Raw genomic sequence first — 23,426 nt, 5'->3', positions numbered from 1 at the left:
ATTCAAGGATGATAAGAGTGGCCGTTATTTCGAGGTCATCAAACTTGGTTAATTATGCGTCTAGTTAACGATTTAATGCCGAAATGAACAACAGACACTGTTTAAGTTCACAAAAATGGCAGTAATCATACCAATTTTGTGCGGTTTCTTATAGGTCGAATTGATAGAAAATTAACATTTCCTGAGGGGTTTTTGACAATCAATTTTCGCCATTCAGCGTTTGTGTATTTAGGAATGTGAGCCAACGTGCTTATCGGCTGTCTTTTTGTATACGCGGCGCTTGTTGAACAAAGCAAAACTGATACCATGCAGCCAATATTTGGAGAACACAGACAATGACGATGAGCCTCAAGCAAGCTGAATTAGAACCGCAACAAATGATCACCCGCCTTGATACGTTTATGGCGAAAATTGAGAACCTAGGTAACGTACTGGGTTTGGATCTGAGTTTTGCTCAAGCGGATCATATCGCGCTAAGAATCAATGAAACGGAATTAGCGAAAGCGGCGCATCAAGCATGGTCTGAATTCGGCTCTACGATTTCACAAGCGATGATCAATGGTCGTCCAATTGTTGTTATTGCTTTTGATGAACCTTTGCAAAGCCGTGGCTGGAGCATTGAGTGTTTAGAGTTACCATACCCCGCAGAAGGCAAGATTTACCCGAGCCAAGATTGGGAACACGTTGAGTTCGTGATTCCGTCTCATGCTCAAACGGCTGACGAGTACTTAGCGGATCTGAAAGACACTTACCCGCAGTTCGCTGCTAACTTTGAAACGCTGGCTGAGCAAGGTGTTAAGATCAAGCTGTCTAGCCCGAAAGGTGAGGGTGAGCGTTTGAACAACCCAACCGTTGCATTTAAGCATCAAGGGATTTGTATCAAGCTGCACCCACATTCGTTGAAGAAGATTGTAGAATCAGAGCAAGCTTAGTTTTAGTCGATAGTTTAAAGGGGCGAGATTCCTGATCTCGCTTAGGCTCGTCGGAATGACGGATTTAGTCGGTTAGTTGCTGTGTGGGTCTGCTAACTATCGAGAGCGCTTTTAAAATATAAAAGTATCTAGATAGAGAGCCGATGATTGAACACCGTCATTCCCGATAGCGACGAAGGAGCGTAGTCGGGAATCTCTAACAACGGACTCGATAACCAGATACAAAAAACGCGTAATGGGGCGATCCTATTACGCGTTTTTTATTGGGTTCTAATAGGTGTCGAACCTACAGAATGACAGTCTTGTTGCCGTAAACAAACACGTGATCATTGATCACCTTGTTTAGCGCCTTACTTAGAACATTCTTCTCTACGTCACGACCCGCTTGCGCCATGTCTTTCGCACTGAAGTTGTGATCGACAGGGATAACGTCTTGCTTAATGATTGGGCCTTCATCTAAATCGTTTGTCACGAAGTGCGCCGTTGCACCAATGATCTTTACGCCACGCTCATAGGCTTGTTGGTAGGGTTTCGCACCGATGAATGCAGGCAAGAAGCTGTGGTGAATATTGATGATCTTGTGGTTGTACTTTTCAACAAATCCCGGAGTAAGCACTCGCATGTACTTAGCCAAAACAAGGTAATCAGCCTCGTATTGGTCAATCACTTCCAGCATTTTTTGCTCATGCTCTTCACGGTTCAGACCTTCGTGTGAAACATGATGATAAGGGATATCAAAACGCTCGGTTAGGCTTTGTAGAATATCGTAGTTACCGACAACCGCTGCGATTTCAACGTCTAAGCTACCATCGAAGTTCTTCATGAGAATGTCGCCAAGGCAGTGTGCTTCTTTCGTCACGAGAATAACCACACGTTTGCGAGAAGAGCCAACGAGCTTACGTTTCGCGTTTTCTGGCAGGGCTTGGTCTAGGTCTGCTAGAAAGGTTTCATCATTGAAATACCCTTCAAGCTCTGTGCGCATAAAGAAGTGACCACTGGTGTTATCTACGAACTCGTTATTGTGAACAATATTGAGTTGGTGCTTGTAACAAATGTTGGTGATCTTTGAGATGAGGCCTGGGGCATCAGTACAATGTGTTAGTAATGTTTTTCTTTCCATTTGCATCTTACTTCCATGAAATATTTTTTATTCTTCAAATTAAATACAGGCCGTCGAACGGTGAACTGAGCCGCAATATCACCGTTATAATTAATCTATTATCAATTTGGTTTCAACAAATTCTGCTGCTCATTTATCGCTTTGATAAATTGTTTGATGTCGAAATATCAGTTTTCAGATAGAAAAACAGGCAGAAGCTTCATTTTTAAAGTTTTGACCGTAGTACGCATTTGAACTTCAACCGAGGCATTTTAGCCTTGGCCAAAAATAGAGGTGATACTTATGGATAAAGAGTTACTAGCAAAAAAACTGTACTGCAAACGAGTGAGTTCACTGGCTGGCAGCACAGAGCTAGATGGAAATGTTCTCGATGAAATGTGGGAAAGCAAAACCCCGCCAAGCGATGCAGTAAAAGCCATACAGCCAAATGATAATGAATTTGAGGGTGCTCCTTGGCTATCTCGTTATCTCAATCGAAAATAAGCAATTAACCTTTAAGCTAAAATAGCAATCTCGATTTTCATTTCTGTTCTCTAAATCATTTGAAACAACCCAGACACCTCCGGTGCGAAGTCATTCTTGATTCGCGCCGGCTCACTAAACCTGCCATAATTCGCCTTCACTTTTTCTAAACTTCGTACTCTATGATATCTAAAACGTTTTCTGCTGATGGCGCACTGGGTAAAGCAATCCCAGGCTTTCAACCAAGACAAGCTCAGTTAGACATGGCTGAAGCAGTTTCACAGGCCATTCAGCAACAGAGCCAATTGGTGGTAGAAGCAGGGACGGGTACCGGTAAGACATTTGCTTATCTTGTACCGGCACTGCTTAGTGGTAAGAAAACCATTATTAGTACGGGGTCTAAAAACCTTCAAGAACAGCTGTTCCACCGTGATCTGCCTTTGATGACCGATGCCCTTGGCTTTCATGGTCAAGTTGCTTTGCTCAAGGGCCGTTCAAACTATTTGTGTTTGGATAGGCTGAGCCGCCAAATGATCGAAAGTCATGGTACTCATACGGATCCAACGCTGCTCGCTCAGTTAGTCAAAGTTCGTAGCTGGTCGTCATCCACGCAAACCGGTGATTTGGGTGATTGTGATGATATTGCGGAAGATAGCCCTGTAATCCCAACGATTACCTCGACCAACGACAATTGCTTGGGCAAAGAGTGTCCAAGTTATACCGATTGCTTCGTACTGAAAGCGCGTAAAAAAGCGATGGATTCTGATGTGGTGGTCGTAAACCACCACTTGTTCTTAGCGGATTTGGCGATCAAAGAAACCGGATTCGGTGAGCTTATCCCTGAGGCAGATGTGTTTATCTTCGATGAAGCGCATCAACTTCCCGACATTGCGAGCCAATATTTTGGTCAGTCTGTATCGAGTCGACAAATTCACGAGCTCGCCAAAGACATTGAGATTGGCTATCGTACCGAAGCGAAAGACATGCGCCAATTGCAAAAGGTCGGTGATAGGCTGGTTCAGTCCTCATCTGATTTAAGAATCGTGCTGGGTGATACGGGGTTTCGTGGTAACTGGCGCGAGGCGCTAAAATCAGAGTCGATCGCCAGAGAGTTAGTTCGCCTGCAAGATGCACTGCAGCTGGCCGTCGATGTATTGAAATTAGCACTCGGACGAAGCCAACTATTGGATACCGCTTTTGAGCGTGCAAACATGATTAAGTCACGCATTGAGCGTGTATGTGATGTCTCGATTACCGGTTATTCGTATTGGTATGACACCACACCGCGCCACTTTGCTTTGCACATTACGCCGCTTTCAGTTGCTGACAAATTTCACGAGCAGATTGAGCTGAAGCCGGGCGCTTGGGTGTTTACCTCAGCAACCTTGGCGGTATCGGACGATTTTGATCACTTTACCTCGCGCTTGGGACTAAAACCGTCGGCTCAGTTTTCACTGCCGAGCCCATTCGATTATCCGAATCAAGCGCGTTTATGTGTGCCTCGTTACCTTCCAGAACCGAATAGCCCGGGCTTAGCCGATAAACTGGTTCGTATGCTGACACCGGTAATTGAGCAAAACCAAGGCCGCTGTTTCTTTCTGTGCACCTCACACAGCATGATGAAAGAGTTGGGCGAGCGATTCCGAGAAACCCTGACGGTTCCAGTTCTATTACAAGGTGAGACAAGTAAGCAAAAAACCTTAGCCGAGTTCATGGAATTGGGTAATGCCTTGCTGGTGGCGACAGGCGCTTTCTGGGAAGGGATAGATGTTAGGGGCGATGCATTAAGCTGTGTTATCATCGATAAATTGCCCTTTACGGCTCCTGATGACCCTTTACTTAAGGCTCGCATTGAGGACTGTAAGTTAAAAGGGGGTGATCCTTTTGCACAAGTACAGTTGCCAGACGCTGTGATTACCTTGAAACAAGGTGTCGGCCGATTGATACGTGATAAGCGTGATAATGGTGCTTTGATTATTTGCGATAACCGATTGGTGACTCGCGATTACGGTGGCATCTTTTTGGCGAGTTTACCGCCTATCCCTCGTACACGTGACTTAGGGGTCATTAAAGAATTCTTAGCTAAAGACCATTCAACCGCTGCCGAGTAACTGGCATTGTTGAGCTTAGCCATTATTTTTAGATTAGATAACGAATATTTGAGACACAAATGAGCGCGAAAATTCTTGCAGTAGATACCGCAACTGAAAACTGTTCAGTTGCATTAGTAATTGGTGACCAGGTGTTCGCTCGTAGCGAAGAGGCACCTCGAGACCATACGAAAAAAATTCTACCTATGGTTGATGAAGTACTGAAAGAAGCGAATATCGCTTTAACCGATATTGATGCTATCGCGTTTGGTCAAGGTCCAGGAAGTTTCACGGGCGTACGTATTGGTATTGGTATTGCTCAAGGCTTGGCTTTTGGTGCAGATTTACCAATGATCGGTGTCTCTACATTGGCCGCGATGGCGCAAGGCAGCTACCGTAAATTTGGTGAAACTCAGGTAGCAACCGCTATTGATGCGCGTATGAGTGAAGTTTATTGGGCTCGTTACAGCCGTGAACAAGACGGTCGTTGGACTGCGGTTGATGCTGAGTGTGTTACACCGCCAAGTGAATTGGCTGCGCAGCTTGAAGCTGACTCTGAAACATGGGCAAAAGTGGGTACTGGTTGGGAAGCTTACGCCGAGCATATGGATACACTAGCGATTAACACCAAAGCGTGTGAAGTGCTATTCCCAGAAGCTCAAGATATGGCGTTCCTAGCTCAATTCGCTTACGCAGAGGGTAAAGCGGTTGCTGCGGAAGAGTCTGAGCCAGTTTATCTGCGTGATAAAGTGACGTGGAAGAAGCTGCCAGGTCGCGAGTAATTTTTTACAAGGTTCTGATGCAAATTTGATCTAAATGCGTATTATTTAGATTTGAGAGGGCAGATATTTAGTCATGGTATCAATTAATAACTTACCTCCTTCTTCGATAGGCAATACGTCTAAGCCAAATCGAGTTAAAAAGAAGGAGCAGGCAAAAAAATCTGATGCTAGCACGGCGGTTGGGCAGCCAACCAAAGTGGCCAATGCTGTCTCTCATTCTATTCGTCAAGTTAAAGAGTCTGAGTTACACAAGGCTCAAATCCAGTATGATCTTCCAGAAGGCCGAGGACGTAAGGCTATGGAAGAATACATGGATGTAATGAACCAGGCGAAAAAAGAAGAACTTGCAAAGCTTATCGGTGTCGATATCTATATCTAAAGCGATTTATTAATGCCTGTTTAAGGACCAGAACCATGCCTAATTACTTATCTAAAATACGCTTAATTGCCCTTTCTATTGGTATCTTGGTGCTTGCAGGGTGTTCATCACTTCCTAGCGAGCTTGAAGCAAAATCAGAGCCTGTTATCAGCGACTACCAGCAATGGGTTGACCAATTACCAGACGCTAAAAGTGTTCGGTTAGGTGGCGTGATTTCAAAAGTGACCAACTTAAAAGACAGAACTCGAATTGAAGTTGCTAACATGCCAATTTCAAGCAATGGTAAGCCAGATCTCGATGCCGAACCGAGTGGGCGCTTTGTCGGTTATATTGAAGGATACGTTGAGCCGTTAAGCTTTGCTGAAGGCCGTTTGATTACGCTAGTTGGTCAATCAGACGGTAGTGAAGATGGCAAAATCGGCGAGTACCCTTACACCTTCCCAGTGATGAAGGTAGATAACCAACGACTGTGGAACATTACGGAACGTGTTGTTGTTAACGATTTCGCACCAACCTACTATTCGTGCAGAAGCCTACATTGCCGTAGCTTCCAAACGATGCCAAGGCACGGTCGAGTTATACAGGACGTAGAGTAGCTCACTTTGCTAGGCCTAGATTGTACAGTCAGATGGAATGAGATGTTTGATGATTGAAAAGTCATACTCCCTTGCGAGCGGGACGCTTGCCACACAGCAGATGGGCAATCCAGAAACGACCGTTACGACGGTCGTTTTTATTCATGGGTGGTTAGATAATTCTGCGAGTTTTTCTTCTGTTATTGCCAACCTACAAACCAGATTACCCGATTGTCATCTGATTGCGATTGACCTCTTTGGTCATGGTCTTTCGTCGCATAAGTCGGGAAGTTACTACCCATTTCATGACTATATCGATGATTTACATCAGCTTGTGACTAAATTATCGCCAAACAGACTGGTGCTAGTAGGACATTCACTTGGTGCATTGATAGCAAGTTGCTATAGTGCCGCCTTTCCTGAAAAGGTGTCAGGATTAATTCAAATTGAAGGTCACGGACCTCTTTCTGAAGCTCCCCAAGAAACGGTCTCTCGTCTAAGAGATGGGGTACTCAGTCGTCTTCGACAGCGGAGAAAGCCTTCACGTCCTTTATCAAGTCTAGAGGATGCTATTAAGCTGAGAGCACACGCCAACCAAATCAATGCCGAACTTATAGCTCCTATTGTAGAGCGAGGTATTGCCGAGTTAGACGACTCCTGGCAATGGCGATGCGACCCTAACCTAAAATGTGACTCTTTATATCGAATGTCACAGGCGCATGCTGAAGCGATTATGGCGGCTATTGAATGCCCTCAATTAATAATATTAGGCAATGATGGATTTAGACATTTGCAGCATAATCGCTACAAATCAGCCCATAGTCCTCTAATTATAGAGACTGTTCCCGGCGGACATCATTGTCATTTAGAGAGCCCAGAGCTAGTTTCAGAGCTAATTCTTGGTTTAGTTAACAAAATTTAAACAAGTGTTTGAGCCTTTTAGTGCTCATGCACTAAAGCTGTGCTGTAATACCGCAATGATAAAAAGCGGCGAAGCAGTCGTCAGCTGATAAACGAGGAGTAACATAGTGGATAAACCTTGGCTTTCACGTTATCCAAGTGACGTACCAGAGACGATCAACCCAGATCAGTACCCATCTCTTGTTGAAATGTTTGAACAGTCGGTACAGAAGTACGCAGACCAACCAGCATTTGAGAACATGGGCTCAGTAATGACATTCCGTAAGCTTGAAGAGCGCAGTCGTGCTTTTGCTGCTTACCTGCAGAATGATTTGAAGCTGAAGAAGGGCGATCGCGTTGCACTGATGATGCCAAACTTGCTGCAATACCCAATTGCACTCTTTGGTGTATTGCGCGCTGGTATGATCGCAGTGAACGTCAACCCACTGTACACACCTCGTGAGTTAGAGCATCAGTTGAACGATTCTGGTGCAAAGGCGATCGTTATTGTTTCAAACTTTGCTAGCACGCTAGAAAAAGTGGTCGACAACACTCCAGTTAAACACGTTGTACTTACTAGCCTAGGTCAAATGCTCCCTCGTGCAAAAGGTACTATTGTCGACTTCGTTGTGAAATACGTGAAAGGCATGGTTCCTAAATACGATCTACCGGGTGCTATCTCATTCAGAAAAGCGCTGCACAAAGGCCGTCGTCTTCAATATGTGAAGCCGTTTATGGCAGGTGATGACATTGCCTTCCTGCAGTACACTGGTGGTACAACAGGTGTTGCGAAGGGGGCAATCCTAACGCACCGCAATATGATCGCGAACGTACTTCAAGCGAAAGGGGCGTATGGTCCTGTTCTGCAAGAAGGCCGAGAGTTGGTGGTCACAGCACTGCCGCTTTATCACGTGTTTGCACTGACAGTGAACTGCTTGCTGTTTGTGGAGATGGGTGGTCGTAACCTCCTTATCACTAACCCTCGTGATATTCCTGGCTTCATTAAAGAACTGCAAAAGGTTCCGTTTACTGCAATTACCGGTGTAAACACACTGTTTAATGCATTAGTAAACAACGAAGACTTCCATGAATTAGACTTCAGTAATCTGCGTCTCTCTGTTGGTGGTGGTATGGCGGTTCAACGCGCTGTCGCTGAGCAATGGAAGAAAGCGACAGGCATTCACTTGTTAGAAGGCTATGGCTTAACCGAGTGTTCACCACTGGTAACAGGTAACCCATACGACCTAAAAGACTACACTGGTGCAATCGGCTTGCCAGTTCCGTCTACGGATGTACGTATCATTGACGACGAAGGTAACGTGGTTGCTAATGACCAAGTAGGTGAGCTGCAAGTTCGTGGCCCTCAAGTGATGCAAGGTTACTGGCAACGTCCAGAAGCGACCAAAGAAGTGATTGACCAAGACGGTTGGTTATCGACGGGTGACATTGTTAAGTTTGATGACGAAGGTTTGCTGCACATTGTTGACCGTAAGAAAGACATGATTCTTGTGTCTGGCTTTAACGTTTACCCGAATGAGATTGAAGACGTAGTGGCGCTACACGGCCAAGTGCTTGAAGTAGCGGCTATCGGTCAACCTCATGAAGTATCTGGTGAACTGGTGAAGATCTACGTTGTGAAGCGCGACCCTAGCCTGACTAAAGAAGACATTATTGCGCACTGTCGTGAACACCTAACGGGTTACAAAGTGCCTAAACTGGTTGAGTTTAGAGAAGACCTTCCAAAGACCAATGTAGGCAAGATCTTACGTCGTGTACTACGTGAAGAGAACGATGCTGAGCTTGCTAAACGCGCGAGTGAGTAACGAACACAGGTCCTCCTGAAACCATTGAAACGCTTAATCTAAGCGAGCGTGATAAAATGGTGTTAGAATGCCGACAGTTAATGTCGGCATTTTTGTATCCGGCGATCAAATAGAAACCAGTGAGAGTTTTTGTGGATTATCAAATCATTACTCAATTGAAAGATCTTGAGCGAGTTTGCCAACAAGCACGTGAAGCCGATGTCGTTATGCTTGATACGGAGTTTGTTCGTACAAGAACCTATTACCCTCAATTAGGCTTGATTCAGTTATTTGACGGCGAAACGCTGTCTCTGATTGACCCTATTGCTCTTGATGAAATGACACCGTTCGTTGGGCTATTGAAAGACGCTTCAGTACTGAAAGTGTTACACGCATGCGGTGAAGATTTAGAAGTATTCCAGAACGCATTTGATTGTACACCAACCCCAATGGTCGATACTCAAATCATGGCTGCGTTCTTAGGGCATGGCTTATCAACAGGCTTTGCTGCTTTGGTTTCAGAGTTTGTTGGTGTGGATTTAGATAAGAGTGAATCTCGTACCGATTGGCTGGCGCGTCCGCTTTCTCAAAAGCAACTCGACTACGCGGCAGCAGACGTTCATTACCTAATGCCTATGTACAATAAGCTTCTTGAGAAAGTGATGGAAGCGGGCTGGTGGGAAGCGGCGCAACAAGAGTCTGACTTACAAGTAGCTAAGCGTATCCGCAAAGTAAACCCAGACACGGCTTACCTTGATATCAAAGGCGCATGGCAACTGAAGCCACAGCAACTTGCTATCTTAAGACCACTTGCAACGTGGCGTTTGAAAGAAGCGATTAAGCGCGATCTCGCATTGAACTTTATCTTTAAAGAACAAGATCTTTGGGCTGTCGCGCGTTTTGCGATTAAGAATCCGAAGCGTATGGAAGAAGAAGGTTTTGATTTCCGCTCTGTACGTCGTCATGGCGCGAAGATCAGCTCAATCGTTAAGTTAGCGGAACACACGCCAGAAGAAGAGTACCCAGCACCAGTTGAACGCTTGATGGACTACCCGGGCTATAAGCAAGTCTTTAAAGTGTTGAAAGATGAAGTGAAAACCGCTTCGCAACACAGTGGCCTAGCGACTGAATTTTTGGCATCGAAGAAGCAACTAAACCAAATGTTGAGTTGGGTTTGGAAGCACGATCGTAATCCAGAAAAACTGCCGGATGTGATGCAAGGTTGGCGTTTAGATCTGGTTGGCGAGAGGCTGAATAAAGCAATCAAATAGCCAAACTGTTTAAGAACAAAACGCAGACACAAAAAAGAGAGCCTAGGCTCTCTTTTTTAATCAATCTGCTGACGAGATAGTGATGATTACTTATCGTCTTCAGGCAGTTTAACGTTCAGCTCTAATACTGAGATATCGTCATCTTTGTGTTCGAACGTAAGGTCAACCATTGATGGATCCACTTCTACGTACTTAGCAATACACTTCAAGATGTCTTCTTTTAGTTGCGGCAGGTAAGACGGCGCTGGGTCGTCATGGCTGCGTCGTTCTGCAACAATGATTTGCAAACGCTCTTTGGCTAGGTTTGCAGTGGTCTTCTTCTGTGGTCTGAAAAACTCTAGTAATGACATTGCGTATTAGCCCCCGAACAGTCGTTTGAAGATGCCTTTCTTCTGTTCCGTTAAGAAGCGGAAGTCAACTTGGCTACCTAGTAGTCGCTCTACAGTATCATTGTAAGCCATACCTGCGTCGGTTGCTTCGTCAAAGATCACTGGAACACCTTTGTTCGATGCGTTCAGTACCGCTTGGCTCTCAGGGATTACGCCCAGTAGAGAAATGTGTAGGATCTCTTCAACATCTTCAACACTCAGCATCTCGCCTTGATTTACGCGAGCTGGGTTGTAGCGAGTCAGTAGAAGGTGAGTTTTCACAGGCTCCAAGCCGTCCTCTGAACGACGAGATTTAGAGTCAAGAATACCTAGAATACGGTCTGAGTCGCGTACAGAAGAGACTTCAGGGTTGGTCGTTACAATTGCTTCATCAGCAAAGTACAACGCCATTAGAGCGCCTTGCTCGATACCCGCTGGAGAATCACAGATGATGAAATCAAAGCCCATCTCATCCAGTTCATCAAATACGCGACGAACACCGTCTTTGGTTAGTGCATCTTTATCACGAGTTTGAGAAGCAGGGAGAATGAATAGGTTTTCTGTGCGCTTATCTTTGATCATCGCTTGGTTAAGCGTTGCTTCACCATTGATAACGTTAACGAAGTCGTAAACAACACGACGCTCACAACCCATGATTAAATCCAGGTTACGCAGACCGATATCAAAGTCGATAACTGCGGTTTTCTTTCCTTTTAGAGCCAGACCAGAGGCAATAGCTGCACTAGAGGTCGTTTTGCCTACCCCGCCTTTACCTGACGTTACAACGATAATGCGTGCCATTATTTTTTCCTTTTATTTCTCTTATATTGCGAGGACGTCAACGTGTAATACATCGTTTGCCATACTGAACATGGTTTTCTTCTGCCAGTACTCGCTTTCAATTTGATCGCTGAGCCAGTAATTTCCTGCAATAGAAACCAACTCGGCTTGTAAATCATTACAAATTATTTTTGCTTCAGTTTGACCACTTGCGCCCGCAATCGCGCGGCCGCGTAACGTGCCATGAATATGGATGCTGCCATCGGCAATCACTTCTGCACCTGCACTTACGTGGCTTAGGATTAATAGGTCGCCATCTTTTGCGTATACCTGCTGACCAGAACGAATTGGGGTTCGAACCACTTTAATTGGTGCCATCTTAGCAGGCGCTTGCGATGGAGACTTACTTGCTGTCATTACTGCAAAGCCAGCTTCCCTCGCGAGGTTTTGCATACGTTTGTCAGAACAGCCAGCGACGCCAACCGGAATCATACCCGCTTGAGAGATACCATCTTTGAGTTTTACGAAGTCGATATCGCCAGCCACTTTACTGATGTTGATAACCACAGGTGCGGCAGCAAAAAAAGTGGGCGCTTGGTCTACCTTCTCTTGAAGAAAAGAGACTGCATTTTCGACTTGATCATCGGATAAGTGCAAAACAGATAGCGTAAAGCTGCTACCTTTTAGATCTGGATTACTAGACATCGAAAAACTACAGGACCTCAATAGCGAATTGGTACAATTTCTTTATGAATAAAATAAAGGGCATTGCCTGAAACTAGGTTTATCATGTTATATTCCCAAACCAAGCACAGCAAGTAATCTTGTTGTCAAATGGACGTTTTGTTCCCAATATTTCCCTAACATAAACTATTGATCTCGCATGTGAGAGTTTTGTAGTCATAATCAATTAAAAAGGTTTGTCATGCTGTGTTCTATATATAAAAGCTCAAAGAAAGAAGGAACATACCTTTATATCCCGAAGAAGGATGATTTTTCACAAGTTCCTGACGCATTGATGCAAATGTTTGGTAAACCTAGTTTTGTAATGGTAATTAAAATGGACGGTCGCAAACTGGCTCAAGTGAACATCGATAAAGTGAGAGAATCACTGAACACCGATGGTTTCTTTTTGCAAGTTCCGCCTCCACCAGTAAACGAACTTGAGCTGTACAAAGAGCGCAAAGCTCAGCAAAACAATCAAGACGAAGAGTGATAACTATCTCAATTCAGGGAGGAGTGATCGTTGAGTAAATTTTCGAAAAGCATATTGGCGGTGTCGGCATTACTTTTAGGTAATAGCCTGACCATTGGCTCAGTACAGGCTCAAGAACTGAGCTTTGAGCAATATGTAGAAAAACTAAAGCAACAAGGCCGTGAAGAAGGCATTTCTGAAGCGATCATTGATGAAGCCTTTGATGGTGTAACGTTTAAGCCAAGAGCGGTCAAAGCGGATAAAAACCAACCTGAAAAGAAACTGACTCTGGATGAGTATATTCCACGAGCAGTGCCAGATTGGAAAGTGAAGCAAGCAAGATCACTGTATAAGAAGCATTACAAAGCGTTAAAGCGCATTGGTGATGAATATGGTGTTCAGCCGCGATTCATTGTCGCTTTATGGGGCGTTGAGAGTAACTTCGGTAAATTCACCGGTAATTACAGCGTTATCGATGCTTTAACAACTATGGCTTACGAAGGGCGCAGAGAAGCGTTTTTCCGCAGTGAAGCGATGGCGGCGTTAACTATTCTTGACCAAGGCCATATCACACCAAAAGAGATGAAAGGCTCTTGGGCTGGTGCTATGGGTCAACCTCAGTTTATGCCTAGCTCATTCTTAGCGTATGCCGCTGATGGCAATGGCGATGGTAAGAAAGATATCTGGGGTACGGAAGAAGATGTATTTGCCTCGGCGGCGAATTATCTGAGCCAATCCGGTTGGGACGACAAGTACACTTGGGGCCGTCAGGTTCACGTACCATCAACGGTGTCTATTGATTTGCAAGGTCGTTCTGAAGACAAAGCGAAATACCTAAAAGAGTGGTCTGAACTTGGTATTAAGCGTTATGACGATCGCCCATTACCTAGCCTTGATGAAGACATTAAAGCTTGGTTAATCATGCCAGATGACGAAGCGGGTCGTTCTTACCTCGTTTACAACAACTACAATGTGTTAATGAAGTGGAATCGTTCTTACTACTTTGCTTTGGCGGTTAGCCATCTAGCAGACAGAATCAAGTTTGATTAGTCGACCTAATTGTATTAATCGGTATGACTTGCTTTGATAGCATTTGGCCTACCATAGGCAGAACGAACTAAAGGACTCTTCGGAGTCCTTTTTGATTTTATATTTTAGAGTTTTAATAAGGTGGTCTTGTGCTAACAGATAGAGCTGCACAGATGGTGATATTCCATGCATTAATTAAGCATGATGGCTTTACCAGTGCTGCAAAAAGCTTGAACGTTTCGGTGTCTCATATCAGTAAGCAAGTTGCTTTGCTCGAAGACTCCATTGGAATCAAGCTAGTACAAAGAACCACACGTAGCCTAACGCTAACGGAAGCGGGGGAAGTATTCTATCAGCACTGTGAGCAACTGTTTAACACGGTAAAAGCGGCTCAAATGGATATGGACAGCCAGCGTGACGATATCTCAGGAATACTGCGTGTTGGGCTGTCGCAGTCATTTGGCACCTTACATATTATTCCTGCGATTGATGAGCTCAGACAGCTTTATCCTCAGTTGAGAATCGAAGTCCACCTGTTCGATTACAAAGTGGACATGATTGAAGAGCGTTTAGATCTTTGGATCACCAATAATGAAGACTTGCCAGAGGGGTACATTGCGCAGCGATTAGCTGATAGCCAGTTTGTGGTAGCAGCATCGCCCGATTACCTGATTAAAGCCGGGACACCACACGTACCGTCTGATTTGATTGACCACAACTGTCTTATCTATCGCAGCCGAGAGCGAGACTACACATCGTGGGCGTTTGATAACGGACAAGAGAACCTTAGTGTTAAAGTGGCCGGGGATTACTCGGTGGATTTAGCTGAGGCAGTTCGAGACGCAGCGGTATCCGGGTGGGGCGTGGCTTACTTGGCCACTTACTTAGTGAAGGAAGAGTTCAGAACGGGCAAATTAATCCAAGTCTTGCCGGAATGGAGAGCGAGTCAGCTGATGCCATTCTATGCTGTGTATCCGAGTCGAAAGAACATGCCGAAGAAGCTTTCTGCGGTGATTGAGTTCATAAAAGATCATATCGGATCGCCAACCTACTGGGATGAAAACCTAAAAACTTGCGTTGAACTGCATCGTTAACTGTTTCCAAATCTATAAATATAATTTCCATATGGAAAAAGTACGCTTTTTAATCAAAGTTAATTATTAAAATTCAATAACTTAATTAAAATCATTGCTCAAGAGTGATTACCCCAACATCACATTAACAACCGCCGCTTGCCGCAAACGATTTCCTCTATAGAATGCGTCGCCTTTCCTAACTACAACTTTTAGGTTGACGCACATGGCTTCGCTACTTGGAATTATTACTATTTTAGTTGCCGCTTGGTTACTATCTACGGACAGAAAAAATATTCCACTAAGAACAGTCTCTCTGGCTTTCTTACTACAAATCTCATTCGCGCTATTGGTTCTATATGTACCAATGGGTAAAGAAGCGTTGAATGCAGCCACTGGTGCGGTATCTAGCTTGATCAACTACGGTCAAGAAGGGATTAACTTCCTATTTGGTGGCCTTACGAACAACGGTTTCGTTTTCGCGATTAACGTTCTGGGCATTATTATCTTTTTCTCTGCGCTTATCTCTGGTTTGTACCACATAGGTTTTATGCCAAAAGTGATCAACCTTATCGGTGGCGCGCTGCAGAAGTTCTTGGGCACAGGCCGTGCAGAATCCCTGTCTGCGACAGCAAATATCTTCGTTGGCATGATTGAAGCACCGTTGGTGGTTAAGCCTTACTTGAAACACATGACGGATTCACAACTGTTCGCAGTGATGGTATGTGGTTTGGCATCTGTTGCTGGTGGTACGCTTGTTGGTTATGCGTCACTAGGTGTAGACCTAAACTATCTGATCGCAGCGGCATTCATGTCTGCACCGGCAGGTTTGTTGATGGCTAAAATCTTAGTACCAGGTAGTGCTGACGATGTTCAAGAAAACATTGAGTCTGATGTTGAAATTCCACGAGCAACAAACGTAGTTGAGGCAATGGCAGATGGGGCTATGTCTGGACTTCGTATTGCCGTTGCGGTGGGTGCGACACTTCTTGCCTTTATCAGTGTGATTGCAATGCTGAATGGCTTGCTAGGTATTGTTGGGGGCTGGTTTGGCGTAAACCTAAGCTTCGAGCTTATCCTAGGCTATGTGTTCGCACCCGTTGCATGGCTGATCGGTGTGCCGTGGTCTGAGGCTATCGTTGCAGGCTCACTGATAGGTAACAAGATCGTTGTGAACGAGTTTGTCGCTTTCATCCAGTTAATGGACGCGAAAGAGGTACTTAGCGAGCATTCTCAAGCGATCGTTACCTTCGCACTGTGTGGTTTTGCCAACATCTCTACCATGGCGATTCTTATCGGTGGCTTAGGTAGCTTGGTACCAGAGCGTCGCTCTTTCATCTCACAATACGGCTTTAAAGCGATTTGTGCAGGTGTGTTTGCTAACCTAATGAGTGCCGCGATTGCTGGCGTGGTACTTTCACTGTAAGTATCTAGTTTTATCATTAAGCACCGAGTGGATGAGTCAGTCACTTTATTTCCCCTATAGTAAAGTGACTGATTAATCACAATAATATTCGGTCAGCATGAAAAAGAGAGCCTATAGTTTAATGACGTAGGCTTTCTTGTTTTAGCAAATAGATTTGTATCACAGGGTGTGGCACAAATTATTTAGGGGCATAAATGGATTTGTCGATTACTTCTTCTTTGGCGCTAATTGGACTCTTGTCTTTAGCCTGTCAACTGCTTGGCTGGCGTTTGCGTCTTCCCGCTATTCTCCCTCTTCTCATTGTCGGCCTGCTATTGGGCCCCGGTTTAAATGTCCTTAACCCAGATGCCATTTTTGGCGAAGTGCTATTTCCGCTGATTTCATTAGGTGTTGCCATTATTCTGTTTGAAGGCGCATTGACGCTTAATTTCAAGGAGATCAGAGGCCATGGTCGCATGGTGACTCATCTAGTGAGTGTCGGCATGCTGATTACATGGGCGTGTATCGTGGTCGGTGCTTATTACTTTGTTAACTTTAGTTGGCCATTAGCAGCGCTATTTGGAGCCTTGGTAGTGGTGACGGGCCCGACAGTGATTGTGCCTATGCTGCGTAGTATTCAGCCCAAAGCTTCTCTTGGCAGCATTTTGCGCTGGGAAGGTATTGTGATTGACCCAATAGGCGCTCTGTTTGCGGTTCTGGTTTACGAATACATTGTCTCTTCAGCCGACCCTACCGGTCACGTGTTGTTTGCGCTTGGGCTGACTTTGGCTATTGGTTTAAGCTTAGGGATCATCGGTGGCCATTTGATTGCCAAGATGCTGCAAGGGCATTGGGTGCCACACTATTTGCGTAATGTGGCAGTGCTGACGTTAATGTTGGCGGCGTTCTCGTTTTCTAATGACTTGAGTGAAGAGTCGGGCTTGTTAACCGTGACCATCATGGGGATCTGGCTTGCCAATGTGAAAGGCTTGGATATCGAAGACATCATCGAATTCAAGGAAACTCTGACTGTGCTGCTCATTTCTGCGCTGTTTATTTTGTTAGCCAGTCGGCTCGATTCGGGCGCGTTCCTGTCGATAGGTTGGGGCGGTATAGGGTTGTTAGCGGTGGTTATGCTGGTGGCTCGCCCGTTAAGTGTGTGGATCAGCGGGATCGGCACGGATCTTAGTTCTGCAGATAAATGGTTTTTGAGCTGGATGGCGCCGCGCGGGATCGTGGCTGCAGCGGTTTCTTCTCTGTTTGCGATCAAACTTCAAGAGAAGCAATTGATTGATGGGGCAGATCTGCTAGTGCCCATGGTGTTCTTGGTCATTATCGGCACGGTTGTTATTCAGAGTTTAACCGCAAGTTGGTGGGCGAGAAGGCTAGGTGTCACTCAAGAGAAAGCGCAAGGGGTTATCTTCTTTGGTGCCACCCACTTCGCAAGACAGTTTGCCAAGGTGCTCGCGACTCATAACATCAATAGTGTGCTTGCGGATACCAACTGGGAGAGTATTCGCTTGGCGCGTATGGATAGCTTGAATGTCTACTTTGGTAACCCAGCTTCCAGTCACGCGGAAAACAATTTGGAACTGGATGGGATAGGGCGAGCGATGATTGTCTCACCTTATCGCCAAACTAACCCGTTAGTCAGCATGCATTATCAAGACGAGTTTGGTGCCAATAAGGTTTTTGAGCTTGAGTCACCAGAAAGCAAGCACGAGAGACACCAAGTGAGTCGAGATGGCAACCGAAGTCTATTTGAGGAAGGCGTGACCTACTCCAAGCTTAATTCGTTAATGGCTCAAGGCAGTCAAATTAAGAGTACAGGGCTGACAGAGGCATTTGATCTGAATGAGTTTAATGCTTTGTATCCTAAAGCGATTTTACTTGGAGTTATCAATGGCGGTGATTTCCGTTTAATTACTCAAGGGGCTGACTTGGAAAAGCTGATATCGACAGAGTGTGAGATCATCAGTTTACTGCCGCCTTCAGAGCCGGTTGAGAAACTCGAGGCTCCAGATAAGTAGTAAGTGTTCTTTATCAAAAAAGCCGCAACGTTTTTCACGTTGCGGCTTTCTCATTTAATTTATACTGCGTTACAGATTACTTCGAGTGAAACTGCTCGCAAGCGATCATCGTATTTTCGATTAAGCTCGCCACTGTCATTGGGCCAACACCACCCGGTACAGGTGTGATGAAGCTTGCGCTCTCTTTCGCGACATCGTATTCAACGTCACCGACTAGCTTGCCAGATTCTAAACGGTTGATACCAACATCGACCACAACTGCACCTTTCTTAATCCATGCACCAGGAATGAAGTTAGGCTTACCTACAGCAACCACAACAACGTCTGCTTGACGTACGTGGCCTTCAAGGTCTTTGGTAAAACGGTGGCATGTCGTCGTCGTACAACCCGCTAGAAGCAGTTCTAGAGTCATTGGGCGGCCTACGATGTTTGAAGCGCCAACAACAACCGCGTGCTTGCCACGTAAATCGATGTTGTAACGGTCAAGCAGCGTGATGATACCTTTTGGCGTACAAGAGCGAAGCTTAGGCATACGTTGAGCCAAACGGCCGACATTGTATGGGTGGAAGCCATCAACGTCTTTCTCTGGTGTGATGCGCTCAAGAACGTGAGTGCTATCGATACCAGCAGGTAGAGGCAGTTGAACCAGAATACCGTCGATCTCTGGGTCTTGGTTTAGTTGGTCTACTAGGTTTAACAGTTCATCTTCTGTTGCAGTGGCTGGCAAATCGTAAGATTTAGATACGAAGCCAACTTCTTCACACGCTTTACGCTTACTACCAACGTAAACCTGAGAAGCAGGGTCTTCACCCACTAAAACAACCGCTAGGCCCGGAGCGCGTAATCCAGCTTCAGTACGAGCTTTTACACGTGCAGCAACTTCGGAGCGAACCGTTTGAGAAATTAGCTTTCCATCAATATTTTGAGCAGTCATGAATTTCCTTAGTATTGATATTCAAGTTAGTGGCTGATGTTTTTGGCGCATTATTCCAGAAAATCTTTTTGATTACCATCAAGCAAACGATTGCTTTGCTCTATTTTCCAACACTTATATGTTTGTTGCCCTTTTTTTACTCACTTAGATCAGAATGTTACATAAAGCCGTTGCTTTCATGATTCGAATTCGTATAATTCCTTCCTGTAGCGCGCCCTTAGCTCAGCTGGATAGAGCACGTCCCTTCTAAGGATGTGGTCGAAGGTTCGAATCCTTCAGGGCGTGCCATTATTTAAAGAAACCCGATAGCTCTCTGAGTTGTCGGGTTTTTTGCATTTCATCCATCATAAAACACTTCTTTTAAAGCTCCAGTTATTTCCTTCTCTTATTCATTTCGTTCGGCTCATGTAATAGAAAGTTAAAATTGTTCCTTTTTTGGGGTTTACATCATTTGGTAATAAAGCCACTATGAATTCACGAAGAATAGACAAGTAAAGCTGTTCACCAGCGGGTTTAGGAATCAAACCTTCTGCTGATGGCTGATTTAGAGGAAGTAATGGCAGGAAACAGTATCGGACAACATTTCCGCGTGACCACGTTCGGAGAAAGTCACGGTATCGCACTAGGATGTATCGTAGATGGGTGCCCACCAGGATTAGAAATTACCGAAGCAGACCTTCAAAAAGATTTGGACCGTCGTCGCCCTGGTACTTCTCGCTATACAACGGCTCGCCGTGAAGCAGATGAAGTAAAGATTTTATCAGGTGTATTTGAAGGCCAAACTACGGGTACTTCTATTGGTCTATTGATTGAAAATACAGACCAACGCTCTAAAGACTATTCCGAAATTAAAGACAAATTCCGCCCAGGCCACGCTGATTACACGTACCATCAAAAGTACGGTGTGCGTGATTACCGTGGTGGTGGTCGTTCTTCAGCTCGTGAAACTGCAATGCGTGTTGCGGCTGGTGCGATTGCAAAGAAATACCTAAAACAAGAATTTGGTGTTGAAATCCAAGCTTACCTTTCTCAAATGGGCGATATCTCAATTGATAAAGTGGATTGGAACGAGATTGAAAACAACGCTTTCTTCTGCCCTGATGCAGATAAAGTACCTGAGTTTGACCAACTGATTCGTGACCTACTAAAAGAAGGCAACTCGATCGGTGCGAAGATTCAAGTGGTCGCGACTAAAGTGCCTGTAGGCCTTGGTGAGCCGATCTTTGATCGCTTAGATGCTGATATCGCGCACGCACTAATGAGCATTAACGCTGTGAAAGGCGTTGAGATTGGTGATGGCTTTGATGTGGTTAATCAACGCGGTAGCGAACACCGTGATCCATTAACGCCAGAAGGCTTCGCTAGCAACCATGCTGGCGGTATCTTAGGTGGTATCTCTACTGGCCAAGATATTGTGGCAAGCATTGCGCTTAAGCCAACATCAAGCATTACGGTACCGGGTGACACTATCACTAAAGATGGCGAAGCGACGCAGCTCATCACTAAAGGTCGTCACGATCCATGTGTTGGTATTCGTGCGGTGCCAATTGCAGAAGCGATGCTAGCGATTGTTCTACTTGATCATCTATTACGCCATCGTGGTCAGAACCATGGCGTAACGACGAATACTCCTCAAATCTAACGATTGAGTGAATGAAAAAAGGGTTGCTTCCTGTTGGAGCAACCCTTTTTGTTTTCTAGTGGTATTCGTTGTTAATGCACAGAGCTTTCAGGATCAAGCTGGAATGAAGGCAAGCGCCATTTGAATCTCACAGCTGCCATACGCAGCAAGTAACCCACCACAAGTGTCACAATCGTTGCAGTGACATCGTTAATGCCAAACTCGAGTAAGCCTAGGTATAAGCCTGAAGCAATCAATGCGATAGAGGCGTAAAGCTCTTCATGCAGCACCAGCGGTGTTTGACGACAGATAAGATCACGCAGCAAACCACCAAATACACCAGTAACCAGTGCTGATACCATACAGATCATTGGGTGAAGGCCCATGTTCATCGCCACTTTAGTGCCTATGATACTGAATACAATCAGACCTAGCGCATCTAAGCGAATGAACAAACCTTTAAGTTTAATAACCCAATTAGCTAGGCCTGTTGTGACAACGCCTGCCACACAAGTAATCGCAAGAAATTCAGGGTTCTCAACCCAACCTAACGGGTAGTGACCAAGCAAGATGTCTCGCACTGTACCACCGCCAATCGCCGTTGCGCTGGCAACCAACATTACACCAAACCAATCCATTTTTTGTTTACCAGCACTGAGAGCACCGGTCATGGCTTCTGCCGTGATGCCAATGATATACAAAACACTTAGTAGCATTGCTGTAGCTCTATTATTTAGGTCTATAAATTGGAGTCTTATAGGCCTTGGAGATATAAAAATGAAGCGCGAGTGTAGTAGTAAAACAGGTGATTGACGAATGAATATTTGTACCGTGAATGAGCATTTCAGATTAGCTAAACTAATCATTCACCTAAAAGTGGTGTAATCTGGATGCTGCAATCGATTGTCCACCTCTAGGACAACGATATTGCGAATGTCATTACCCCTAATAGGGCTTTACCGTGCGCGCAAAAAAACGCAAAATGCGCCTGTTCTTTTTACTTTAATTTGATTCTATGACGCACCAATATCCAGATATCATCAATATTTTCAACCAAACCTTTTTCGATAGCTTCAATACTAAACTCGAACTGGGTGAAGATGAGCCTATTTATCTACCAGCCGATGAGCAGGTTCCTCACCATCGTATCGTGTTTGCTCGCGGGTTTTATGCCTCTGCACTGCACGAGATCGCGCACTGGTGTGTAGCGGGTCCTGAGCGTCGTTTATTGGAAGATTTTGGTTATTGGTATGAGCCAGATGGTCGAACAGAAGCGGTTCAAGCTGAGTTTGAAAAGGTAGAAATCCGCCCGCAAGCGTATGAATGGATCATTGCAACCAGTGCAGGCTTTCCTTTTAATGTTAGCTGTGACAATCTACACGGCGATTTTGAGCCAGATCGTTTGGCCTTTATGAATAAAGTACACAACGAAGTCATGGGTATCCTAGAAGTTGGTCTTCCACCAAGAGTCAAAATGCTTTCTGAAGCGTTGCGCGACTTCTACGATGTAGAACCTCTGTGTGCTAGCCAGTTTATTGTGAAATAAGAGAATATTATGATTATCGAATTTGAAGAAAAACTACTTGAAGTAATTGATGCTCGCATTGAAAACGCATCAGATGACGAACTGTTTGCGGGTGGTTACTTACGTGGTCATATTTCTCTTTCAGTGGCTTCATGTGAAGAAGAAGGCATTGAAGATTTAGCAGAAGTGAAAGCGCGCATTGAGAAGAGCCTAGATGATGCTCGCTCTGAACTCACACCTGCAGATCGCACCATTGTGAATGACCTTTGGGTTGAGCTGCAAAACCAAGCTTAATCGCGGGTTATTTATCATCGTCTGCTCAGTCCCTTCCTTTCCATTTTGCTGAGCAGTGAATATTTTGAGACTCATTCGAAATTTTTGAATGAGTCTGTTCAATCCTTGTGATGGTGCCATTTTCTGACTACGTTATTCTAATCCCACTTAACGAGATTACAGAAAGGGTTATATCATGAAAGTTATCGCATTCGGCGCAAGCACAAGCTCTACTTCTATCAACAAAGCACTAGCAACTTACGCAGCTAACTTGATTGAAGGTGCTGACGTAAAAGTTCTCAACATCACTGATTATAACGTTCCTATGTTCAGTGAAGACACTGAAAAAGAGATCGGCCAAGCAGAAGGCGCGCAAGCATTTTTGCGTGACCTAGCAGAAGCGGACGCATTTGTTATCTCTTTCGCAGAACACAACGGACATTACCCAGCAGCGTATAAAAACCTATTTGATTGGGCGACACGCATTGAGCGTTCAGTATTTGGCGAAAAGCCTGCGGTTTACCTAGCGACTTCTCCTGGCCCTGGTGGGGCACAAACAGTACTGGGCGCGGCGACAGGCTCGGCACCTTACTTTGGCGGCAACGTAAAGGCCTCTGTTTCTGTACCAAGCTTCTACGATAACTTCGACTTTGAATCTGGTTCTATCAGCAACGAAGAGATCGCACAACAAATTAAAGACGCTATCGCTAAGCTGTAATTTTATTCAATGCTTAAGTGTGTTGATTGAGTTCCGCGGACTTAATACCACAGAGAAAAAAGCCCGAGAGATACCTATCACTGAAGTGACCCCGTAAAGTTGGACATTTCTGTTAAGCGGCTTTCAAGGCCTGAGTTCGATATTCTATCGGAGTCAGGCCTT

The 23,426-nt window shown here is 45.0% G+C and carries 24 protein-coding genes and 1 tRNA gene; 19 read left to right on the top strand and 6 right to left on the bottom strand.

The features are described from left to right. Nucleotides 1-335 precede the first annotated feature (335 nt). Nucleotides 336-932: a VOC family protein gene (locus tag F0228_RS21525; protein WP_061033711.1), complete on the top strand. Its 597-nt coding sequence runs from the start codon at nt 336-338 to the stop codon at nt 930-932. Between the two features lie 286 nt (nt 933-1,218). Here the strand turns inward: F0228_RS21525 and purU are convergent, their stop codons facing one another. Continuing rightward, entirely contained in the window at nt 1,219-2,052 is an 834-nt protein-coding gene (gene purU, locus F0228_RS21520; protein WP_008221206.1) for a formyltetrahydrofolate deformylase, read from the bottom strand. A 282-nt stretch (nt 2,053-2,334) separates the two neighbouring features. Between purU and F0228_RS21515 the strand changes: the two genes are divergently transcribed. The 8 genes from F0228_RS21515 to rnd all read left to right on the top strand — a co-directional run bounded on the left by F0228_RS21515 (nt 2,335) and on the right by rnd (nt 10,313). Further along, the gene (locus F0228_RS21515; RefSeq protein ID WP_061033712.1) at nt 2,335-2,535 is read left to right on the top strand and encodes a hypothetical protein; all 201 of its coding nucleotides are present in this window, start codon (nt 2,335-2,337) and stop codon (nt 2,533-2,535) included. A 161-nt stretch (nt 2,536-2,696) separates the two neighbouring features. Continuing rightward, nucleotides 2,697-4,625 carry an ATP-dependent DNA helicase gene (locus tag F0228_RS21510; RefSeq protein ID WP_008221210.1) on the top strand — a complete coding sequence of 643 codons (1,929 nt, stop codon included), beginning with the start codon at nt 2,697-2,699 and terminating at the stop codon, nt 4,623-4,625. A gap of 59 nt (nt 4,626-4,684) precedes the next feature. After that, complete coding sequence (gene tsaB, locus F0228_RS21505) at nt 4,685-5,386, top strand: tRNA (adenosine(37)-N6)-threonylcarbamoyltransferase complex dimerization subunit type 1 TsaB (protein WP_171731238.1); 702 nt, start codon at nt 4,685-4,687, stop codon at nt 5,384-5,386. Nucleotides 5,387-5,459: 73 nt separating this feature from the next. Beyond that, a complete protein-coding gene (locus tag F0228_RS21500) occupies nt 5,460-5,765 on the top strand; it encodes a hypothetical protein (RefSeq protein ID WP_004737940.1) in 306 nt (101 codons plus the stop codon). A gap of 35 nt (nt 5,766-5,800) precedes the next feature. Beyond that, on the top strand, nt 5,801-6,361 hold the full coding sequence (locus tag F0228_RS21495; protein WP_061033716.1) for a Slp family lipoprotein: 561 nt from the start codon (nt 5,801-5,803) through the stop codon (nt 6,359-6,361). A 49-nt stretch (nt 6,362-6,410) separates the two neighbouring features. Next, nucleotides 6,411-7,262, top strand: coding sequence for an alpha/beta hydrolase (locus F0228_RS21490; protein ID WP_171731237.1), 852 nt, complete (start codon nt 6,411-6,413; stop codon nt 7,260-7,262). 106 nt (nt 7,263-7,368) lie between these two features. Continuing rightward, nucleotides 7,369-9,063, top strand: coding sequence for a long-chain-fatty-acid--CoA ligase FadD (gene fadD / locus F0228_RS21485; RefSeq protein WP_116871775.1), 1,695 nt, complete (start codon nt 7,369-7,371; stop codon nt 9,061-9,063). A gap of 131 nt (nt 9,064-9,194) precedes the next feature. Then, on the top strand, nt 9,195-10,313 hold the full coding sequence (gene rnd, locus F0228_RS21480; RefSeq protein WP_061033719.1) for a ribonuclease D: 1,119 nt from the start codon (nt 9,195-9,197) through the stop codon (nt 10,311-10,313). An 86-nt stretch (nt 10,314-10,399) separates the two neighbouring features. On the opposite strand, the gene minE is transcribed toward rnd, so the two are convergent. The 3 genes from minE to minC are packed head-to-tail and all read right to left on the bottom strand — an operon-like array spanning nt 10,400 to nt 12,166. Then, on the bottom strand, nt 10,400-10,663 hold the full coding sequence (minE, locus tag F0228_RS21475; protein ID WP_004737949.1) for a cell division topological specificity factor MinE: 264 nt from the start codon (nt 10,661-10,663) through the stop codon (nt 10,400-10,402). Nucleotides 10,664-10,669: 6 nt separating this feature from the next. After that, a complete protein-coding gene (gene minD, locus F0228_RS21470) occupies nt 10,670-11,482 on the bottom strand; it encodes a septum site-determining protein MinD (RefSeq protein WP_008221225.1) in 813 nt (270 codons plus the stop codon). A gap of 21 nt (nt 11,483-11,503) precedes the next feature. Beyond that, nucleotides 11,504-12,166, bottom strand: coding sequence for a septum site-determining protein MinC (gene minC / locus F0228_RS21465; protein ID WP_061033720.1), 663 nt, complete (start codon nt 12,164-12,166; stop codon nt 11,504-11,506). Nucleotides 12,167-12,386: 220 nt separating this feature from the next. Here minC and F0228_RS21460 point away from each other — a divergent pair, with 220 nt between their 5' ends. The 5 genes from F0228_RS21460 to F0228_RS21440 all read left to right on the top strand — a co-directional run bounded on the left by F0228_RS21460 (nt 12,387) and on the right by F0228_RS21440 (nt 18,193). Beyond that, on the top strand, nt 12,387-12,677 hold the full coding sequence (locus F0228_RS21460; RefSeq protein WP_004737952.1) for a YcgL domain-containing protein: 291 nt from the start codon (nt 12,387-12,389) through the stop codon (nt 12,675-12,677). A gap of 30 nt (nt 12,678-12,707) precedes the next feature. Continuing rightward, nucleotides 12,708-13,706 (top strand): lytic murein transglycosylase, encoded by a 999-nt coding sequence (locus F0228_RS21455; RefSeq protein WP_116871776.1) that lies wholly within the window; start codon nt 12,708-12,710, stop codon nt 13,704-13,706. Between the two features lie 152 nt (nt 13,707-13,858). Continuing rightward, nucleotides 13,859-14,779, top strand: coding sequence for a LysR family transcriptional regulator (locus tag F0228_RS21450; RefSeq protein WP_080566522.1), 921 nt, complete (start codon nt 13,859-13,861; stop codon nt 14,777-14,779). Between the two features lie 205 nt (nt 14,780-14,984). Beyond that, nucleotides 14,985-16,184, top strand: coding sequence for a NupC/NupG family nucleoside CNT transporter (locus tag F0228_RS21445; RefSeq protein WP_008221236.1), 1,200 nt, complete (start codon nt 14,985-14,987; stop codon nt 16,182-16,184). 194 nt (nt 16,185-16,378) lie between these two features. Then, on the top strand, nt 16,379-18,193 hold the full coding sequence (locus F0228_RS21440) for a sodium:proton antiporter (RefSeq protein WP_171731236.1): 1,815 nt from the start codon (nt 16,379-16,381) through the stop codon (nt 18,191-18,193). Between the two features lie 76 nt (nt 18,194-18,269). Here F0228_RS21440 and folD read toward each other — a convergent pair whose 3' ends face one another. Next, on the bottom strand, nt 18,270-19,127 hold the full coding sequence (folD, locus tag F0228_RS21435; RefSeq protein WP_008221243.1) for a bifunctional methylenetetrahydrofolate dehydrogenase/methenyltetrahydrofolate cyclohydrolase FolD: 858 nt from the start codon (nt 19,125-19,127) through the stop codon (nt 18,270-18,272). Nucleotides 19,128-19,338: 211 nt separating this feature from the next. Between folD and F0228_RS21430 the strand changes: the two genes are divergently transcribed. Together F0228_RS21430 and aroC are read left to right on the top strand one after the other, a co-directional pair. Then, a tRNA-Arg gene (locus F0228_RS21430) sits at nt 19,339-19,415 on the top strand. Nucleotides 19,416-19,683: 268 nt separating this feature from the next. Beyond that, entirely contained in the window at nt 19,684-20,769 is a 1,086-nt protein-coding gene (gene aroC, locus F0228_RS21425; protein WP_116872061.1) for a chorismate synthase, read from the top strand. 71 nt (nt 20,770-20,840) lie between these two features. On the opposite strand, the gene F0228_RS21420 is transcribed toward aroC, so the two are convergent. After that, on the bottom strand, nt 20,841-21,464 hold the full coding sequence (locus F0228_RS21420) for a trimeric intracellular cation channel family protein (protein WP_171731235.1): 624 nt from the start codon (nt 21,462-21,464) through the stop codon (nt 20,841-20,843). A gap of 299 nt (nt 21,465-21,763) precedes the next feature. Between F0228_RS21420 and F0228_RS21415 the strand changes: the two genes are divergently transcribed. From F0228_RS21415 to F0228_RS21405, 3 genes are all read left to right on the top strand, one after another. After that, the gene (locus F0228_RS21415; RefSeq protein WP_061033725.1) at nt 21,764-22,294 is read left to right on the top strand and encodes an elongation factor P hydroxylase; all 531 of its coding nucleotides are present in this window, start codon (nt 21,764-21,766) and stop codon (nt 22,292-22,294) included. A gap of 9 nt (nt 22,295-22,303) precedes the next feature. After that, nucleotides 22,304-22,567: a YfcL family protein gene (locus F0228_RS21410; protein WP_004737967.1), complete on the top strand. Its 264-nt coding sequence runs from the start codon at nt 22,304-22,306 to the stop codon at nt 22,565-22,567. Between the two features lie 175 nt (nt 22,568-22,742). Further along, complete coding sequence (locus F0228_RS21405) at nt 22,743-23,264, top strand: NADPH-dependent FMN reductase (protein ID WP_171731234.1); 522 nt, start codon at nt 22,743-22,745, stop codon at nt 23,262-23,264. Nucleotides 23,265-23,426 lie beyond the last annotated feature (162 nt).

Source organism: Vibrio sp. 99K-1, from assembly GCF_013114585.1.
Classification (GTDB): domain Bacteria; phylum Pseudomonadota; class Gammaproteobacteria; order Enterobacterales; family Vibrionaceae; genus Vibrio; species Vibrio chagasii_B.
This window is presented reverse-complemented; position numbering and strand designations above follow the sequence as displayed.

Bases quoted from the DNA above. Each gene is read 5' to 3' on its own strand.
- F0228_RS21490 (WP_171731237.1), top strand. From the start codon at position 6,411: ATGATTGAAAAGTCATACTCCCTTGCGAGCGGGACGCTTGCCACACAG.
- F0228_RS21405 (WP_171731234.1), top strand. From the start codon at position 22,743: ATGAAAGTTATCGCATTCGGCGCAAGCACAAGCTCTACTTCTATCAAC.
- folD (WP_008221243.1), bottom strand. From the start codon at position 19,127: ATGACTGCTCAAAATATTGATGGAAAGCTAATTTCTCAAACGGTTCGC.
- minE (WP_004737949.1), bottom strand. From the start codon at position 10,663: ATGTCATTACTAGAGTTTTTCAGACCACAGAAGAAGACCACTGCAAAC.
- F0228_RS21525 (WP_061033711.1), top strand. From the start codon at position 336: ATGACGATGAGCCTCAAGCAAGCTGAATTAGAACCGCAACAAATGATC.
- minC (WP_061033720.1), bottom strand. From the start codon at position 12,166: ATGTCTAGTAATCCAGATCTAAAAGGTAGCAGCTTTACGCTATCTGTT.
- F0228_RS21450 (WP_080566522.1), top strand. From the start codon at position 13,859: ATGGTGATATTCCATGCATTAATTAAGCATGATGGCTTTACCAGTGCT.
- minD (WP_008221225.1), bottom strand. From the start codon at position 11,482: ATGGCACGCATTATCGTTGTAACGTCAGGTAAAGGCGGGGTAGGCAAA.
- tsaB (WP_171731238.1), top strand. From the start codon at position 4,685: ATGAGCGCGAAAATTCTTGCAGTAGATACCGCAACTGAAAACTGTTCA.
- purU (WP_008221206.1), bottom strand. From the start codon at position 2,052: ATGGAAAGAAAAACATTACTAACACATTGTACTGATGCCCCAGGCCTC.
- F0228_RS21420 (WP_171731235.1), bottom strand. From the start codon at position 21,464: ATGCTACTAAGTGTTTTGTATATCATTGGCATCACGGCAGAAGCCATG.
- aroC (WP_116872061.1), top strand. From the start codon at position 19,684: ATGGCAGGAAACAGTATCGGACAACATTTCCGCGTGACCACGTTCGGA.
- F0228_RS21495 (WP_061033716.1), top strand. From the start codon at position 5,801: ATGCCTAATTACTTATCTAAAATACGCTTAATTGCCCTTTCTATTGGT.
- F0228_RS21415 (WP_061033725.1), top strand. From the start codon at position 21,764: ATGACGCACCAATATCCAGATATCATCAATATTTTCAACCAAACCTTT.
- F0228_RS21440 (WP_171731236.1), top strand. From the start codon at position 16,379: ATGGATTTGTCGATTACTTCTTCTTTGGCGCTAATTGGACTCTTGTCT.
- F0228_RS21500 (WP_004737940.1), top strand. From the start codon at position 5,460: ATGGTATCAATTAATAACTTACCTCCTTCTTCGATAGGCAATACGTCT.
- F0228_RS21510 (WP_008221210.1), top strand. From the start codon at position 2,697: ATGATATCTAAAACGTTTTCTGCTGATGGCGCACTGGGTAAAGCAATC.
- F0228_RS21445 (WP_008221236.1), top strand. From the start codon at position 14,985: ATGGCTTCGCTACTTGGAATTATTACTATTTTAGTTGCCGCTTGGTTA.
- F0228_RS21410 (WP_004737967.1), top strand. From the start codon at position 22,304: ATGATTATCGAATTTGAAGAAAAACTACTTGAAGTAATTGATGCTCGC.
- F0228_RS21460 (WP_004737952.1), top strand. From the start codon at position 12,387: ATGCTGTGTTCTATATATAAAAGCTCAAAGAAAGAAGGAACATACCTT.
- F0228_RS21515 (WP_061033712.1), top strand. From the start codon at position 2,335: ATGGATAAAGAGTTACTAGCAAAAAAACTGTACTGCAAACGAGTGAGT.